17 protein-coding genes and 2 pseudogenes are annotated in these 16322 nt (G+C 51.7%); 11 read left to right on the forward strand and 8 right to left on the reverse strand.

Translation table 11 applies throughout. The features are described from left to right. The 8 genes and pseudogenes from BQ6873_RS17845 to BQ6873_RS00030 form a co-directional block, all read left to right on the forward strand. On the forward strand, positions 1-1769 hold a 1769-nt coding region (locus tag BQ6873_RS17845; RefSeq protein WP_083664337.1), incomplete at its 5' end, for a DUF1329 domain-containing protein. Between the two features lie 42 nt (positions 1770-1811). After that, complete coding sequence (locus tag BQ6873_RS00015; RefSeq protein ID WP_076590817.1) at positions 1812-4304, forward strand: efflux RND transporter permease subunit; 2493 nt, start codon at positions 1812-1814, stop codon at positions 4302-4304. 272 nt (positions 4305-4576) lie between these two features. Further along, positions 4577-4738: pseudogene (locus tag BQ6873_RS18300) on the forward strand (enoyl-CoA hydratase/isomerase family protein); the annotation flags it as partial. A gap of 53 nt (positions 4739-4791) precedes the next feature. Continuing rightward, a complete protein-coding gene (locus tag BQ6873_RS18305) occupies positions 4792-5004 on the forward strand; it encodes an enoyl-CoA hydratase-related protein (RefSeq protein WP_269457198.1) in 213 nt (70 codons plus the stop codon). 38 nt (positions 5005-5042) lie between these two features. After that, positions 5043-5369, forward strand: a complete 327-nt coding sequence (locus BQ6873_RS18310) for an enoyl-CoA hydratase-related protein (protein ID WP_269457250.1) — start codon at positions 5043-5045, stop codon at positions 5367-5369. Between the two features lie 317 nt (positions 5370-5686). After that, the gene (locus tag BQ6873_RS00025; RefSeq protein WP_197685157.1) at positions 5687-6334 is read left to right on the forward strand and encodes a metal-dependent hydrolase; all 648 of its coding nucleotides are present in this window, start codon (positions 5687-5689) and stop codon (positions 6332-6334) included. Continuing rightward, complete coding sequence (locus tag BQ6873_RS18125; RefSeq protein ID WP_197685158.1) at positions 6324-6512, forward strand: hypothetical protein; 189 nt, start codon at positions 6324-6326, stop codon at positions 6510-6512. Before BQ6873_RS00025 ends, BQ6873_RS18125 begins: the two co-directional genes overlap by 11 nt. Further along, entirely contained in the window at positions 6509-7135 is a 627-nt protein-coding gene (locus tag BQ6873_RS00030; protein ID WP_076590818.1) for a cysteine hydrolase family protein, read from the forward strand. The genes BQ6873_RS18125 and BQ6873_RS00030 overlap by 4 nt, the downstream gene beginning before the upstream one ends. A 70-nt stretch (positions 7136-7205) precedes the next feature. Here the strand turns inward: BQ6873_RS00030 and BQ6873_RS00035 are convergent, their stop codons facing one another. The 6 genes and pseudogenes from BQ6873_RS00035 to BQ6873_RS00055 all read right to left on the reverse strand — a co-directional run bounded on the left by BQ6873_RS00035 (position 7206) and on the right by BQ6873_RS00055 (position 9992). Further along, positions 7206-8060 (reverse strand): NAD(P)/FAD-dependent oxidoreductase, encoded by an 855-nt coding sequence (locus BQ6873_RS00035; RefSeq protein WP_231949165.1) that lies wholly within the window; start codon positions 8058-8060, stop codon positions 7206-7208. A 10-nt stretch (positions 8061-8070) separates the two neighbouring features. Next, positions 8071-8460, reverse strand: a complete 390-nt coding sequence (locus BQ6873_RS18185) for an FAD-dependent oxidoreductase (protein WP_231949167.1) — start codon at positions 8458-8460, stop codon at positions 8071-8073. Beyond that, positions 8457-8626, reverse strand: a pseudogene (locus BQ6873_RS00040) (rubredoxin). Before BQ6873_RS00040 ends, BQ6873_RS18185 begins: the two are co-directional and overlap by 4 nt. Before the next feature lie 58 nt (positions 8627-8684). Next, positions 8685-8924, reverse strand: a complete 240-nt coding sequence (locus BQ6873_RS00045; protein ID WP_157889085.1) for a hypothetical protein — start codon at positions 8922-8924, stop codon at positions 8685-8687. 179 nt (positions 8925-9103) lie between these two features. After that, positions 9104-9283, reverse strand: coding sequence for a hypothetical protein (locus BQ6873_RS00050; protein WP_076590820.1), 180 nt, complete (start codon positions 9281-9283; stop codon positions 9104-9106). Positions 9284-9290: 7 nt separating this feature from the next. Then, complete coding sequence (locus BQ6873_RS00055) at positions 9291-9992, reverse strand: MFS transporter (RefSeq protein ID WP_157889086.1); 702 nt, start codon at positions 9990-9992, stop codon at positions 9291-9293. A 215-nt stretch (positions 9993-10207) separates the two neighbouring features. Between BQ6873_RS00055 and BQ6873_RS00060 the strand changes: the two genes are divergently transcribed. The 3 genes from BQ6873_RS00060 to BQ6873_RS00070 all read left to right on the forward strand — a co-directional run bounded on the left by BQ6873_RS00060 (position 10208) and on the right by BQ6873_RS00070 (position 13453). Beyond that, complete coding sequence (locus BQ6873_RS00060; protein WP_076590822.1) at positions 10208-11362, forward strand: acyl-CoA dehydrogenase family protein; 1155 nt, start codon at positions 10208-10210, stop codon at positions 11360-11362. Continuing rightward, positions 11355-12593: an acyl-CoA dehydrogenase family protein gene (locus tag BQ6873_RS00065; protein ID WP_083664338.1), complete on the forward strand. Its 1239-nt coding sequence runs from the start codon at positions 11355-11357 to the stop codon at positions 12591-12593. Before BQ6873_RS00060 ends, BQ6873_RS00065 begins: the two co-directional genes overlap by 8 nt. 65 nt (positions 12594-12658) lie before the next feature. Beyond that, a complete protein-coding gene (locus tag BQ6873_RS00070) occupies positions 12659-13453 on the forward strand; it encodes an SDR family oxidoreductase (protein ID WP_076590823.1) in 795 nt (264 codons plus the stop codon). A 78-nt stretch (positions 13454-13531) separates the two neighbouring features. Here BQ6873_RS00070 and BQ6873_RS00075 read toward each other — a convergent pair whose 3' ends face one another. Together BQ6873_RS00075 and BQ6873_RS00080 are read right to left on the reverse strand one after the other, a co-directional pair. Continuing rightward, on the reverse strand, positions 13532-14392 hold the full coding sequence (locus tag BQ6873_RS00075) for an alpha/beta fold hydrolase (RefSeq protein ID WP_076593859.1): 861 nt from the start codon (positions 14390-14392) through the stop codon (positions 13532-13534). Positions 14393-14409: 17 nt separating this feature from the next. Beyond that, entirely contained in the window at positions 14410-16038 is a 1629-nt protein-coding gene (locus BQ6873_RS00080) for an AMP-binding protein (RefSeq protein ID WP_076590824.1), read from the reverse strand. Positions 16039-16322: the final 284 nt, after the last annotated feature.

Raw genomic sequence — 16322 nt, forward strand, 5'->3', positions numbered from 1 at the left:
TACGTATGGCACCTGAGTTCAAGTACGACACGGTATCGACCACATCGGGCGGCATTCTGATTTTCGATGAAATCAACGGCTTTGACGGCAAGATGGATAAGTTCGATTTCAAACTGATAGGCAAGAAAGAGATGTACGTTCCATATAACTCTTACAAGTTCATCAGTGCTGCGACTGAAGACACGATGAAAAAAGGTCATGCGAACCCGGATCTTTTCCGCTGGGAATTGCATAGAACCTGGATGGTCGAGGCAACTTTGAAAGCTGGTGAGCGTCATGTGCAGAAAAAGAAAGTTTTCTACGTTGACGAAGATAGCTGGATTCCAGTCATCTACTATAGTCTGGATCAGTCCGACAAGGTACATCACTTGATGCATTTGCCGGTATGGCAGCAATACGACTGGCCAGGCCCGCGCGGTGGCAATTATGTGCTCTACGATCTGAACCGCGGCATTTACGTAATCAGTCCAAACCTTCGGGAAATCGTCCTGAGGATACCGGCTGGTACAAAGTGCCACCACGCCCAGCGAATTACTTCACACCGGACGCGATGGCTGGTAGCGGAGTGCGGTAATTTACTGAATCAGGAAGGCGCGCCGGATTCGGCCGCCTTCTCTGATCGCATTAAGAGAGCAAGTAAGAACGCAAGTGTCAGACTGAGCAGTATTGGATGTTCAGCTTGTTCGTGCTGTACCTGGCAAGGAGTTATGGAATTGCGTAAATTCGTATTAGCAGCCGCGGTTGTTCTTTCAGTAGTACACACTTATTCCATCGCAGACAGTTTCAAGGATCCTCTTGATGTCGCTGCTCCTGCTACCCATCTGATCACGAGCACACCGCTGTCGGGAATAGCCGCAGCCGGCAATCGTCTTATTTCGGTTGGTGTACGTGGTCTCATTATTACTTCCGAAGATGCGGGTACGACTTGGGTGCAGCGAGGCTCCCCGGTATCTTCTGATTTACTGGCAGTGAATTTTCCTACGGCGTTGCAAGGCTGGGCAGTAGGGCATGACGGCGTCGTGTTACATAGCGAAGACGGCGGGAAAAATTGGAACAAGCAGTTTGACGGCCGTATGGCCGCTACGCAGTTGATCGCACGCTTCCAGAAACTTGTCGATGGCGGCGATGAAAGTAGCAAGCATTTGCTGCAGGACATGAAACTGAATTATGAAAATGGACCGGAGCAGGCCTTGCTGGATGTCTGGTTTGAGGACGCGCAGCACGGTTTTATCTGTGGTTCCTTCGGTACCTTGCTATCGACCGCGGATGGCGGCAAGAGCTGGCAGTCGCGCATCGAGGATGTCGAATATGGTGAGCTGCTGCATTTCAATGCTATCCGCTCTGATGGTAAAAATATTTATATCGCGTCGGAAAAGGGGATTGTGTTTCGCTTTGATCGCGAGCGCAAACGCTTCGTTCCGGTACAGACTGGTTACCAAGGTAGTTATTTCACCCTGGCGATCGATGGCGACACTGTGGTCGCGGCTGGTCTGAAAGGCAATGCCTATCGTTCGGTCGATGCCGGGAAAACATGGAGCAAAATCGACACTGGTGTGATGTCGACGCTGACTGCTGCAGCTTCTGCTGGACGCGGGCGCATGCTGCTGACCAGTCAGGCCGGCAATCTTTTGATTAGCGACGATGCTGGTCGCAATTTCAAGTCCATACGTGTCCCACGTCCTACTTTGCTGTCGGGCGTTGTGCCGACGGGAACAGATAACGTAGTGGTGGTCGGCCTGTCCGGCGTACAACAAGTCAAGCTGAAATAACGGCCTGTCATCCATACAGTATCAACTTATACGGAGCACCAAATGGCAGTATCGGACCGGTCAATTGACTTGCCAGTGATTACGGACTTGAGCAAGTTCGACCGTAATAGCGGATCGTGGCTTGAGCGATTTATTTTCAATCATCGTGCCATCATGGTTGGCATTTGTGTGCTGATGACGGCATTTCTCGGATGGCATGCTTCCAAGCTGCCGGTCAATGCCAGCTTCGACAAAATGATTCCGGGCTCGCATCCGTATATCAAGAATTACATGGAGAACCGCGAATCGTTGCGCGGCATGGGCAACTCGATTCGTATCTCCCTGGAAAATACCAGTGGCGATATCTTCGATAAAGATTATCTGGAAACCTTGCGTAGCATTAACGACAAGGTATATCTGATGCCTGGCGTTGATCGCGCGTTCATGCGCGGGCTCTGGACTTCAAGTCTGCGCTGGACAGAGATTACGGAAGAGGGCTATCGCGGTGGTGCCGTCATGCCGGAGCGCTGGGACGGTAGTGAAGACTCGACCAAGCAATTGCAGATCAATATCGCACGTGCCGGTATCGTCGGTAGTTTCGTTGCTGACAATCTGAAATCCTCGGTGATCTTTGTGCCGCTGGTCGAGAAAAATCCGGAGACTGGTGCGCAACTGGACTATGCAGAATTCTCGCGTCAGTTGGAGCGTGAAGTCCGCTCGATGCAGACCGACAAGTTCAAGGTTCACATCGTCGGCTTCGCCAAATTGGCCGGCGATCTGATTGATGGTCTGTATGACGTGATGATGTATTTCGGCTTGTCCGCCCTGATTGCTGCCGTGTTTGTGTTGCTCTATACGCGCTGCATACGCAGTACCGTTTTGCTGGTGGTGATGGCATTGCTCGGTGTGGTGTGGTTGCTAGGCTTGCTGCAATTGATGGGCTATGTGCTTGATCCGTATTCGATACTGGTACCGTTCCTGATCTTTGCCATCGGTTTGTCGCACGGCGCGCAAAAGATGAACGGCATCATGCAGGATGTCGGGCGCGGCACTCATAAATATGTTGCCGCACGCTATACCTTCCGACGTTTGTTTATGGCCGGACTTGCTGCATTGTTGACTAATATCGTCGGTTTTGCCGTGCTGATGATTATTGATATTCCGGCGATACGTGAAATGGCACTGACCACCAGCGTCGGCGTAACAGTGTTGATTTTTACCAAGTTGGTGCTGATCCCGGTGATGTTGTCTTATACCGGCGTGAGTGAAAAGGCGGCAAAACGTAGCGTGATGAATGAGGACAAGGCCGCGACGACAGGCATTTTCCGTTTCATACGCGCTGGTCTGATCAGCTTGTGCGAACGGCGCAATGCCATCATTGTTATTCTGATAGCAATCGGCCTGGCTAGCATGGCGATGGTGGTGCGTAAGGATATTCAGATCGGCGATCTGGATCCCGGCGCACCGGAACTACGGCCTGACTCACGATACAACAAAGACGTTGCGTTCATTACTGCCAACTACGGTCTTTCTACTGATCAGTTTGTGGTGATGCTGAAGACCAAGCAGGGCGAATGCTATTCCTATCCGACGCTGGTCGAAGCGGACCGTTTGGGCGCTGCACTGCGTCAGGTACCTGGCGTGCAAACTACATTCTCCTTGGCTGACGGTATCCGCCGCGGAACTTCGGGCATGTTTGAAGGCAGTCCTAAATGGCAGGCGATTTCTCGCAATGCAAACAATCGCGCTCAGGCATTCAATATTTTCCAAGGGGATAGACCTGATCTGGCTGACCGTACTTGTGCCGTCACGCCACTGATTGCGTATCTGAGCGATCACAAGGCTGGGACGCTAACTCGCGTAGTGCAGGAAGTGGAAGCTTTTTCTGCCGCACACGGTTCTCCTGATCGCGAATTTTTGCTTGCTGCGGGTAATGCCGGTATTGAAGCGGTGACCAACATCGTAGTCAAGAAGAGTTTTTGGACCATGCACTTTGTGTTGTACGGTGCAGTGACTCTGTTGTGCTTGATTACCTTCCGTAGTTGGCGCGCAACCCTGGTGGCGATCATTCCACTGCTGTTGACATCCATTCTGTGCGAAGCGCTGATGGTCTGGCTCAATATTGGTATCAAGGTCGCTGTACTGCCGGTGATTGCAGTCGGCGTTGGCGTTGGCGTCGACTATGCCTTGTATCTGTTGAGCATCCAGTTGGCGATGCAACGTCGCGGGGCAACGCTGGCAGAGGCTTATGCGCATTCGCTGGATTTCACCGGCAAGATTGTTGCGTTGGTCGGCATGACGATGGCTGCCGGCGTCATCACCTGGGCTTGGTCACCGATCAAGTTCCAGGCTGATATGGGAATCTTGCTGACCTTTATGTTCATCTGGAATATGGTCGGTGCGCTGCTCCTGATTCCTGCCTTGTCTTATTTCCTGTTGCGCACTAGCGCTGATCGCGACAATGCCAAGGCTGCGAAAGGCGTCAAGGCGGAGGATGCCAAGACCGAAGAATCCGTCCGCTCGGCAATGATATCGGGCCTCTCTGTGAATAACTAATAATAACGATCTAGTTCAGGGAATTAACAGCCGCATTTGCGGCTGTTTTTTTGTCTGCGACTTTTGTTGTGTGCCGACGGCAGCCAATGCACTGCTCAACAATTCATGCATTTAATTTATTAAAAACTGATGAAATGTCAGTTATAATAAATCGGCGTCGCGGCACCTTGAAGTTGATGGTTGTGCCGAAGACCTGAGTGCGCCCAGCGATCTACCATTTTGGGACATGCAAACAGCATTTTCGTTGACATACTTTTCGATTAGGAATCACGATGAAATTATCTGAATACAAAACTATTAGCTTTGAACGACGCGGCAAAGTGCTGTACTTGACATTCAATCAGCCGGATACGCTGAACAGTTTTCATGGCGAGTCACATACCGAGTTGTCGCATATTTTCTACGACGTGGTGGAAGATCCAGAGAGCGAAATCATCGTTGTGACAGGTGCAGGTCGTGCCTTCAGCGCTGGCGGGGATTTGAGTACATGCAGTGGTTGTACGACAATCCGAAAGAGTTCTATCGTTGCGTGCGTGAAGCCAAACGCGTTGTCATGGGCATGCTGGAATGTGACAAACCTATCATCGGTAAGATCAATGGCGATGCTATTGGTTTGGGCTCAACCGTCGCCTTGTTCTGCGACATGATCTTTGCAGCTGACACTGCTCGCTTCGGTGATCACACAATAACGTTGGCCTGACATCGGGTGATGGCGGTCAAATCATTTGGCCGCATCTGATTGGCTATGCACGTGCCAAACACTATTTACTGACTGGTGAAAAGATTGATGCCAAGGAAGCGGCCAAGATCGGCCTGATCAACGGTGCTATGCCGGCTGCTGAGCTGGATGCTTATGTCGATCAATACGTGGATAAACTGGCGGCGTTACCGACGCAATCTTTGCGCTGGAGCAAGTCGACCATCAATGTGCCGTTGCGCCAGATGGCTGCGAGCATGATGGATGTTGGCATGGCATACGAAAATGTTGCTGCACGTACCGCAGATCACGTAGAGGCGATTTCGGCATTCCGCGAAAAACGTAAACCGGCTTTCACGGGCAAGTAATCTGATTTACTTTCTATTTGATGGAAATTGCCGCAAATGGAGAGTAATTGGAGCGGACTTTGCCACAGATCACTATGTCTATTTTGATATGGTGATTGTCAATTGACAGTGGTAGGTCCGTGTGCTTTAATAAATGATGAGTTGTCATTTATTGTGCTCTGTACAACCATCAATCAGCACACATAAAGAAGTGTATGGTGGTATGAATACCGGTTCCGCCTGCGTTGTTATGCGCGACGGTCAGATGAATTCAGAAAATAATAATTATTTTTTGCACGGCATCGCGTCATATCGGATGACTGTTGCAGGAGACAGAAATGAAAGTACGCTTCCCCAAGCTGGACTTCTCCAAGGTGCGTGCCCATTGGGCCAGCAGCATAGAGTTCTCGCAGCGCTATAACTCAGCATCCACAGTGCCCGCTCATATCGAACCATATTTGGTCAAGGTCATGATACAGGCCAAGAAGGTCCTCGATCCCAAACATAAAAAGCTGCATGAAGATCTGGATATCTTCATCAAGCAGGAAGTCCAGCATTGCAAGCAGCATCTGGCATTCAATAATTCCCTGTATGCCCAAGGCTACGAAGGAATGAAAGCGATCGAAGATGTTTATCGCGCTGACTACGATCGCTTCCTGAAAGAGAAATCACTGCGTTTTAACCTGGCCTATGCCGAAGGTTTCGAGGCCATGGGCTCTGCATCTGCTCTGGTGTTCTTTGAAGATTTGGGTGATCTGTTAGATGGGGCCGATAAGGAAGCTGTCGATCTGTGGAAATGGCATCTGGCAGAAGAATTTGAACATCGGGAAGTTGCATTCCAGGTGTATCAGGCTATCTGTGGTCGTGGCTTCTTTGCCTGGCTGTATCGCTTGTATGGTCTGTTTTATGCCGTCAAACATCCGTACCCATACGACGATATTGGAAGAATTCCTGATCAGTCAGGATCGCAAAGGTATGACACCTGAACAGGTGGCGCAATCCATCGAGCGTCAGAAGGAAGTTGCCAAGCGCGTCTCCAAAGCATCCTTGCCACGCATGCTGGGTACTTTGTCACCATTCTACGATCCGGGCAAAAAAGTCGCGCCAGCTGGTATGGATGCGTATTGCAGCAGTTCTAATAATTTAAGCCAAAGATATCCATGATAAGAGGGTTGAACAAAGGGCAGAAGGCAGCTTTGCTGATCAGTGAGTGCCAGCGTGGTGTGATCGAAGCAGAATTGTCATCGTTCCCCGGATTGGTTGAACAAGTCAATACGCGTGGCATCGTCAAGAAAATTTCACGACTTGCAGATGAATTTCGTGCAGCCGGACTGCCTGTTGTGCATCTGCATGTGGTGCATAGGACAGACTATGCGGATTTGCCGGTGACCAGCGTCATCATGGGTATGTCGGTCAAGAATGGCCGCATGAAAATCGGTAGTGTGGATGTCGAATCGGTGCCGGAACTGCCGGTACAGCCTGGTGACATTCTGCACGCCAGAAGCTACAGTCTGGTTGCATTTCACGGCACAGATCTCGATCAAATTCTGCGTAATATGGGTGTGCAGACGGTGGTTCTTGCTGGTGTTTCTACCAACGTCGCCATAAATGGTTCGGCGCTTTGTGCATCTGATCTAGGTTATCAAGTGGTCGTGCCGGAAGATTGCATTGCCGGTGCATCGGCCGAGTCGCATGCTTTTTTATCAAAGCAACTTTTGCCGCTATATACGACAGTGACAAACAGCGATACGGTGATAGAGGTTATTGGCCAATATCATCCTGCTTGAATTAACCGCTAATATTTCAGATAGAAAAACGGGAGCTCACTGCCGTGAAGCTGACGCAGTTTTGTCAGCCTCAGGCGGAGAGCGATTCCAGTAAAGACTTCAGCGGCAGATTTTCATCTGCCAATTGTGCCGGATCAACAGCGCGGCGTAGCGCGACCAGTTTTTTCGCCAGCATGAATTCTTGAGGGCGATTAAGACAGTCAGCCGAAATCACAACATCGTTTTGCAGATAAAAAACGGCAAAGGATTTATCCTCTGGCGAACCACGCGTCACGGTGCGATCGTATCCCTGCGACAGGCCGGTCATTTGCAGCTTGGTTTCGTACTGGTCGGACCAGAACCAAGGGATCGATGCATATGGCTGCGGTTTCCCGCAAATGACAGCTGCAGCGACGCGTGCCTGTTCCAGTGCATTCGGCACTGATTCCAGGCGTATGCGACGCGCATAGATGGGATTCGGATGATTGGAGCAATCGCCTATGGCAAGAATGTCCGGATCGGACGTGCACATGAATTCATCGACCACGATGCCGTTATCGACTTCAAGACATGCATTGCTGGCCAGTTCACAATTGGGAATGACACCGACGCCCGCAATGATCAGATCGACGGCAATTTCGCTGTCGTCAGCGAGGTTGACCGACTGGATGTTGCCGTTCTTGTCTAGTTGGATATTTTCAATTTGAGCATCAACACGTATCTCGACACCCGCATCGCGATGCAACTTTTCGAAGAAGCTCGAGATGGCAGGCGCTGCCACACGCGCCAGCACGCGTGACTGCGTTTCTAACATGCTGACTTGCAAGCCGGATTTGATCGCGACGGCAGCGACTTCGAGGCCGATATAGCCGGCACCGATGATCAACAGTCGTGCTCCTGCGACGAAATGTTCGCGCATGCCTTGTACATCGTTCAGCGTACGCAAATAAAAAAGATTAGACGGTTTGACGTCGGCATTGAGTCCGGCAGCACTTACGGACGCGGGCGACTGCCGGTGGCGATACCAGCTTCGAATAGACGATTTGAGTGCCGTCAGACAATGTTGCCGTTTTGGTCGCTCGGTCTATGCTTTCGACACGTATGCCGGATAGGATTTCGATGTCGGCTTTTTCGTAAACAGCAGGAGCTTTGAGCAACAAAGTCTCGGCAGTGGCGGTTCCGGCCAAATAAGCTTTTGATAGCGGCGGACGATGATAGGGGAGAGAGTTTTCTTCTCCTACCAGTACGATGCGACCGACATGGCCAGCCTGACGTATTGCGGTTGCCGCTTCAGCTCCGGCATGTCCGGCACCGACCACCAATACTGTTGTGTTGTCGACTGTCACGCGACTTCTATCATGGCAAAATCGTTCTTGGTCGCGCCGCATTCAGGACAAGCCCAGTTTCGGGCACATCTTCCCAGCGAGTACCGGGTGCGATGCCTTCGTCAGGCAAACCCGGCCGCTTCGTCGTAAAAAAAATCCGCAAAAAAAAACATTGCCACTTCTTCACTCTGTTCTCCTTAAAAATATTATTTGCAGCCTATTAAACGAGAGCCTTTATCCATGGCTCAGAGTTCGCGTTGGAGTTTGCCATAGGCGCGTGCCGAAAGGATGAAATGTACAGCGGCCCAAGGGCAACTAATACAGATCACGGTGGCGATGGCATAACGCAGTGATTGATCGCCGCCGTAAAAGTCACTCAGTATGCCGACCAGGAATGGTCCCATGCCGTAGCCGATCAGATTTGTGCAGACTTGCATGGTGGCCGACGTGGTGCCGCGCATATTTGGTTTGGCTAAGCTCAGCATGCTGCCGAAAGCGGCTGGGAAAAATCGCAAACGCCACAAACATTGCGAAACAGAACATACCCATCGCCAAAGATGTGTGCTTGAGCAGCGCGCCGCCACAACCCAATAGCAAAATGCCGAAGCAAATGAAAAAACAGAGGTCGATGCGTCGTCTTGCACCACCTTTGCCGAGCTTGTCGCTAAGCATGCCCGCCGAGTACTGATCCGGCTGCAGCGAAGAAGCCACCGGCCAGCGCGGCCATGATGCCGGCTTCCTTGATCGACAGGCCGTGGAAACGCATGCCAAAAGAAGGTAACCATGCACCGATGGTGGCAATCGCCGCAGTAATGAGAGCTACGCCGGCCAGCAAGTGCAGCATAGCTTTGTTATTTGCTATGAAGTAAATCACTTCGCGGGGGGAGGCAGCCGCTTCCTGTGGAATGCCACTGGTGTCGGTAGCACCCGCGTTTTGGGTTACGTACAGTCAGTATCAACACTGCGGCCAGAATAATGCCAGGTATACCAGCCAGCAGCATCGCGGTGCGCCAGCCGTATTGTGCGGTAACAAAGCCGCCGATGATGATGCTCAGGGTAGCGCCAATGGCATTGCTGAGAAAGAAATAGCCAACCGCAGTAGAACGTTTGCTAGGCGGGAATAGATCAGAAATAAGCGAGAGACTGGCTGGGGAACCGCCAGCTTCTGAAGCGCCGACACCCATGCGCGCAAGCAACAGATGGATGTAACTGTTTGCTATACCGGACAAGATGGTCATGCCGCTCCAGATGGTCACCAGAATGGCAAGCAATTTGATGCGATTGACGCGATCAATCAGTAGCCCGATCGGGATGCCGGCGATGGCGAAAGTCGCACCGTAGGCGAGGCCAGTTAGTAGGCCGATCTGGCTGTCGTGTAAATGGAATTCTGCTCGTACCGGTTCGACAATGATAGAGATCATCGTGCGGTCAAGAAAGTGGCAGGAGTAAATCATGGTGAGGATGCTGAGGGCGTACCAGCTTTTGGCAGGTACGGCATCTTCTGTGACTTGTATTTTCGTTTCGTCGCCGACAACAGGATCGTTCAGTTTCATTTGCAAGGTCTCCTGGATGCAATGAATAAACATGGTTTTGCCGGCGCTTGTTTTTTTGTCTTCCGGGTCGATCTGATAATGCCATATAAATTTAAAAAATGATATAGTGTTAGTTATTGATCTGTGTCATGCGCGAATTCGGTGCAGCACGTATAAAAAAATGACGTGAAAAGTTTGCTGGAGTGACTTTTACGCATATAGAGGAGAGCATTGAAATGGATGTGGCAGACGATATTTCCAGCATCTTGCGGGATGCAGCCAGTACCTATATTGCAGGTCGCTACGACCCTGCGGATTTGCAGAAGGATTCGCTGAAACCACGGCTGGTCGATCGCCGTTTGTGGCGAGAGATGGCGGAAATGGGCTGGTTGGGCATCTGCCTGCCGGAATCAGTAGGTGGTTCTGAGTTGGGGCTGGATGGTGCGGTCGTGCTGTCGGAAGTTTTCGGAAGGACTTTATTCCCAGTTCCTTTTGCAACTGCTGTCTGTATGCCATCGGAACTGATACGTGTTGCGCTGAACGACGGCGTTTCTGATGCCGCTGCGGCGATTGAATTTTCTCAGTGGATCATCGCCGGGGAACGACTTCTTACCTTGGCATGGCAGGAGCGTCCAGGACAGATGTTTGTGGAACAGGCGGAAACAGTATTGAAGGACGGTAAAGTTTCTGGCCGAAAAATTTTCGTTCCAGCATTGGAAGAAGATTCTGTATTGCTGGTACAGGTAAGCAATGACGGTGAATCCGCTGTCGTCGCCGTTGCTGCAGATGCACCTGGTGTCAGCTACGAGCTGTTCGCGTCCGGCCTTGGCAGTTATGCCACTGTGACTTTCGACGCTGCTCCGATTTTGCATACGCGCCCCTTGTTGCAAGGACGGTCGGCGGAGGCCGCGCTCAGACGTGCTCTGGCGGCAGGCCGTATTGTGCTGTCTGCGCAACTGGCAGGACTAGCGTCCGGCTGCCTGGAAAAAACCATCAAGTATGTCGGCGAGCGTGTGCAGTTCAATCGTCCTATCGGGAGTTTTCAGACGATACAGCATCGTTGCGTCGATTTGCATATAGATACCTTGCTGGCGGCTGCGAGTTGGCGCAATGCAGTGCACTGCTGGCCTCAAGATGAATCTATCGACATTTCTCATGCAAGCGACGCCGCAATCAGTGCCGCTAAAGCACGCTGTGGCGATACTGCAATGAAGGTTGCAAAACAAGCGGTACAGATGCACGGTGCGATGGGTTTCGCGGAAGAGGTCGATGTCGGGTTTTATCTGCGTGCGGCCATGCAGTCAGCTTCCATTCTTGGTGATGCACATGCGCATCGTCGACATTTTGTCCAGGCCAGTGCGGCCCTTGTTGCAGGAGTAGCCCATGTCTGAACTTATTGCTGATGATCTGGTTACCAATCTTGCTGCGACACCATTGCAGCGTCAGACGCTGGCTGATCTGCCCGATGATGTTTTTCGTAGCACATTCAGAAACTGGCTAGAGACGCATTATCCGCACGAGTGGCGACAAAATCATCGCCGACCGTTTCTGCGTTTGCGCGGTGAAGATTTGCGTTACTGGTTGCGTTTGCTCAATCAGCATGGCTGGCGTGCGCCGGCATGGCCGCACGAATATGGTGGCATGGGTCTGAGTTTTCGCAAGCAACTGATCTATTACGAAGAAATCGAAAGACTCGGTGTGGCGCGCATTATCGATAATGGCGAGACCCAACTTGGACCGACGTTGATTCATTGCGGTACCGATGAACAGCGTAGCTATTATCTGCCACGCATTTTGGCTTGCGAAGATGTCTGGTGCCAGGGTTATTCAGAGCCAGGTGCCGGTTCTGATCTTGCGAGCTTGCGTACGCAAGCATTGCGCGATGGCGACAGCTTTGTCGTGACAGGACAAAAAATATGGACCACGCATGCCACCGAAGGTACACATATCTTCACGCTGGTTCGCACCGGCCGCTACGAAAAAAAACAGCAAGGCATCAGCTTCCTGTTGATCGACTTGAAAGCACCTGGCGTCACCATCCGACCGATTGCGAACATCGCTGGTGAGGATGAATTCTGCGAAGTCTTCTTTGATGCAGTGCGCGTACCGGCCGAGAATCTGGTCGGGGAGCTGGATCAAGGTTGGAATGTTGCCAAGGCCTTGCTCGGCCACGAGCGAGTGTGGCTAGGCAGTCCTGCATTGGCGTCAAAAGCACTGACTTTGGCGGAGTCGCTGGTAGAGCAACGTGGACTCTCTAACGATCTGGGTGTGACTGATCGACTGTCGGTTTTGCAGGCTGATCTGCATGATTATCGTTTGCTGTACGCAGAGATATGTAACCGCATCGCGGATACCGAAGGCCAGCCTGGTGCTGAGGTATCAGTGCTGAAGGTATATATCTCCGAGCTCTTGCAGCGTATTACCGAATTCAACGTCGAAATAGCGGCGGAATATGGTGGTGTCATCGGTGATGTACGGATTGCCGATCTGCATACTGATTTGCATTGGCAATTGATGATGGCACGACCGGCGACGATTTATGCGGGTGCCAACGAAGTACAGCGTGACATCCTTGCAAAGGCGGTGCTGCACATGCCAGCAGAGATACGCAAGACGGTTTGAAGCAATGAAAAGTAAGGAAAGGCAGGGAAAAAAGTAAGACATCATAATGACTAAAAGGAGACAGCATGGATCTGGGAATCAGAGGAAAGGTAGCTTTCGTATCTGGTGGTAGTAAAGGCATAGGTCGACAATGTGCGGAAATGCTGGGCCGCGAAGGATGCAAGGTGGTGGTTGCAGCACGTGGTCAGGAGGCCATCGACGAAGCTGTTGCCAGCATCAAGAAAGCGGGCGGCGAAGCGATTGGTATTTCAGTCGATCTGACTAAAGAAAAAGATGTCAAACGTGCCTTGTCCGTTGTAAAGGAAAGCTTCGGTTCACCTGACATTGTGATCACCAATGTTCACGGACCAGGACCTGGCGACTTCTTTGATCATGATGGCGAAGACTTTGTCGATGCGTTTCGTGATCTCACCTTGAGCGTCGTCTTTCTGGCGCGCGAAACCTTGCCTGACATGAAAAAGAAAGGCTGGGGACGACTGGTAACGATAGGTAGTGGTGCCGCCAAGGAACCGCCGTCTGAACTCAAGCACATCCTTGCCAATACCGCGCGCGCATCTGTGGTGTCACTCAATAAGTCACTGGCGAACGAATTTGGGCAATACGGTATTACTGTCAATACGCTGGGTACCGGCTGGATCGGTAGTGAGCGCATGTATAAATATCTGGAGCATGTGGCTGAAGAAAAAGGCCTGTCGCCAGATGGTGCAATGGATATGTTGAAGGGGCTTATTCCGGTTGGACGTCCAGGCAAGCCGGAAGAGATGGCGTCGCTGGCGGTGTTCCTTTGCTCGGCACAGGCGTCTTATATTACCGGCAATCTGATGGCGGTAGACGGCGGCTTGCATCGTTCGGCCTGGTAATAAGAATGCGTCGCGAGTGGGTTTGATATTCGCAGCGTATTGATATTGATGTAAAAAATAGTCAGCCGAATCGGCTGACTATTTTTTTGTCGGCATGTGTCGCGCAAGAAAATCGCGTACTGCCGCATTGAAAGCATCATTGCGGTCGCCGGCGATCATGTGGCCTGCACCTTGAATATTGGCCAGTTCTAGCTGCGGTATATGTGTCCGTAATTCGGCCGCGCCTTCCGGACTGACTACATCGCTTTCCTTGCCACGCACCAGTGCCACTGGAATCTTGATGCGATCCGATGCTGCCAGCATTTGCGTCGAAATGTTGGATAACTTGGCGTTGCGATCGCCTCCGATGATCTTCGGATCCCAATGCCAATACCAGCGACCGTTGTCGTGTAGCCGCAGGTTCTTGCGTAGACCATCCAGATTGCGCGGTCGTGGTCGTGCCGGGTTATAGGCAGCGACAGCATCTCCAGCTTCTTCGATACTAGCGAATCCATCCGGATTGCCGGCCATGAATTTATGGATATGTTCCACACCTTTCGGTTCCAGCTTGGGCGTGACATCCACCAGGATGAGGCAGCTTGCCAAATCCGGATGGTTGCCACAGGCGATCAGTGAATTGACGCCACCCATCGATGCACCGACCAAGGCAGGTTTGCCACCGACTGCTCGGGCGACAGCGATGACGTCGCCTACCTGTCCTTCTAGTGAGTAATCAGCATCGCTCATCCAGTCCGATTCGCCGTGACCGCGCGCATCGAACAAGATCACACGGTAGCCGGCGTTGATTAGTTCACGTTGTGCCTGTCCCCAGGAGTGGCGAGTCTGACCGCCACCATGAAGCAGAATCACAGCTGGTGCAGATGCATCACCACCGACGTCGGCAACAAGTCGATTGTTGCCAGCACCGATGAAGATTTGCTGCTGGATTGCTTCGTGCATGGTGGCCTTGTCGGTGATCAACGCTTCTGCAGGACAACACCAGCTTTTTCACGATCCCAGGTTGTTGGCGTGATGCCTTGATCGCGCAGCTCATACTTGAGAATGCGACCAACTGGACTGCGTGGGAAGTCCGTGCGGAACTCGAAGTAACGAGGCACCGCATAGTAGGGCAGGTGATCGACCGACCAACGGCATAGGGTTTCTTCATCGAGTTGAGTGCCGGCCTTGAGCACGATAGTCACCTTTAATTCATCCTCGCCGAGCTGATCATGGACCGCGTGTGCAGCAATGTCTTCGATGGCTTCATGTGCGCGGAAAGCATTTTCCACTTCGAAGCTGGAAATGTTTTCACCGCGACGACGCAGATAATCCTTCTTGCGATCGACAAAATAGAAATAGTCGTCTTCGTCGAACATGCCGATATCGCCAGTATGGAACCACATGTTCTTCATTACTCGCAACGTCTCTTCCGGACGGCGCCAGTAACCTTCGAACATGATGTGCGGCATGCGCGGGCGTACGATGATTTCGCCTGCTGTGTTGGGAGGCAGCTCGATATCGTTTTCATCGACGATGCGCACATCGAATTCTGCGTTACGCAATCCGGAACTGCCTGGTTTAGCTGGTGTGCCAAATGGCAGTGTCGACACGATAGAGCATTCCGTCAGACCAAAGCCACCAGCGACCGTATGTTTGACGCCGAAACGTTCTTTCCAGATCGCCTGGATATCAGGTGGGAACGGTGCGCCCCATGCTGCAAACAATTGGCCTTTGCAGCGCTTCATCGCGTCATTGTCTGGAGCCTTGGCCAGCATCGGGAACATCGCTGCCAGCATCGCAACATCGGTTGCCTTGGTGCGTTCGATTTCAGGCCAGAAGTTGGAGACGGAAAAGCGGGTATAGATAGATACGCGCGCGCCTATCATCATATTGACGAGGACGGTCGAGACAACGGCATTCTTGTGGAATAAAGGCAATGGCGTCCAGGTAATTGCATCCTTGGTACGTGCTGTCAGCGTGATCATTTGCCCGGCGAAGTTGCAGCAATAGTTGTGGCTGATCATGCATCCCTTGGAAGGGCCGGTAGTGCCGCCGGTATAGACCAGCATGGCCAGGTCACCCGGTTTGACTTCGACAGTCTGATCCGCAGTGTTGTCGCTGAGAATTGCTGACCATGGTAGTACCGGCAGCTTGAAGTTTTTCAGCTCAGGTTTTTGGCCGCGATAAACCAGTGTTTGGAGTTCCGGCAGACGGTCGGCAATCGCAGCGACGCGTTCTGCATAGTCATGCTCGGCAATGATCACTTTAGCGCCTGCATCTCCAACCTGATGCCGCAGGAACTCTCCCTTCAATGCTGTATTGATAGGCACGCTGATCGCACCGAGCTTATTGATAGCCAGCCAGATCAAGACGGTGTCCACCGAGTTGTCCATGAGAGTGACGACGGTGTCACCTTTCTGGATGCCTAGACCGTTGAGACCGTTCGCCAGCCGGCAGGCGAGGCGGTTGACATCAGCAAACGAATATTCCTCACCGAGGAACTCCAGAAAAATGCGGTCCTGGTGGCGCTCCGCCGATTGCCTCAATACCTGATTGATCGTGTTTTGCGAACCGGATGTCCAGGCATTCAATGTTTCGGTGCTCATTCCATATCTCCTTAGTTGTTATCGAATTGCTCGGGTAAGCCCGGCGATCGGCCTCTGCGAGCACGTCGTGTACTTCTATCGTTTTACTGCTGTCTCGTTCTTGTCCTTACCGCATTTCAATGCAACTTCGGGTGGCGGTATTGAAGACCGTCGCCGATGTTGCTCTTGACGCGATAGTGAAACCGCTTCATAGTTTAGTCTAAAAACTGACACTATGCCAGTTTTTGAATTATGATGTTTTCTTGATACATCAGCATCGCTTCAACAGACCTGAAAACAGGCTG

It is taken from the genome of Herminiimonas arsenitoxidans (genome assembly GCF_900130075.1).
GTDB lineage: Bacteria > Pseudomonadota > Gammaproteobacteria > Burkholderiales > Burkholderiaceae_D > Oxalicibacterium > Oxalicibacterium arsenitoxidans.

Bases quoted from the DNA above. Each gene is read 5' to 3' on its own strand.
- BQ6873_RS00060 (WP_076590822.1), top strand. From the start codon at position 10,208: ATGGATGTGGCAGACGATATTTCCAGCATCTTGCGGGATGCAGCCAGT.
- BQ6873_RS00045 (WP_157889085.1), bottom strand. From the start codon at position 8,924: ATGCTGAGCTTAGCCAAACCAAATATGCGCGGCACCACGTCGGCCACC.
- BQ6873_RS00030 (WP_076590818.1), top strand. From the start codon at position 6,509: ATGATAAGAGGGTTGAACAAAGGGCAGAAGGCAGCTTTGCTGATCAGT.
- BQ6873_RS00025 (WP_197685157.1), top strand. From the start codon at position 5,687: ATGAAAGTACGCTTCCCCAAGCTGGACTTCTCCAAGGTGCGTGCCCAT.
- BQ6873_RS00070 (WP_076590823.1), top strand. From the start codon at position 12,659: ATGGATCTGGGAATCAGAGGAAAGGTAGCTTTCGTATCTGGTGGTAGT.
- BQ6873_RS00050 (WP_076590820.1), bottom strand. From the start codon at position 9,283: ATGCTGCACTTGCTGGCCGGCGTAGCTCTCATTACTGCGGCGATTGCC.
- BQ6873_RS00055 (WP_157889086.1), bottom strand. From the start codon at position 9,992: ATGAAACTGAACGATCCTGTTGTCGGCGACGAAACGAAAATACAAGTC.
- BQ6873_RS18125 (WP_197685158.1), top strand. From the start codon at position 6,324: ATGACACCTGAACAGGTGGCGCAATCCATCGAGCGTCAGAAGGAAGTT.
- BQ6873_RS00080 (WP_076590824.1), bottom strand. From the start codon at position 16,038: ATGAGCACCGAAACATTGAATGCCTGGACATCCGGTTCGCAAAACACG.
- BQ6873_RS00075 (WP_076593859.1), bottom strand. From the start codon at position 14,392: ATGCACGAAGCAATCCAGCAGCAAATCTTCATCGGTGCTGGCAACAAT.
- BQ6873_RS00015 (WP_076590817.1), top strand. From the start codon at position 1,812: ATGGCAGTATCGGACCGGTCAATTGACTTGCCAGTGATTACGGACTTG.
- BQ6873_RS18305 (WP_269457198.1), top strand. From the start codon at position 4,792: ATGCAGTGGTTGTACGACAATCCGAAAGAGTTCTATCGTTGCGTGCGT.
- BQ6873_RS00065 (WP_083664338.1), top strand. From the start codon at position 11,355: ATGTCTGAACTTATTGCTGATGATCTGGTTACCAATCTTGCTGCGACA.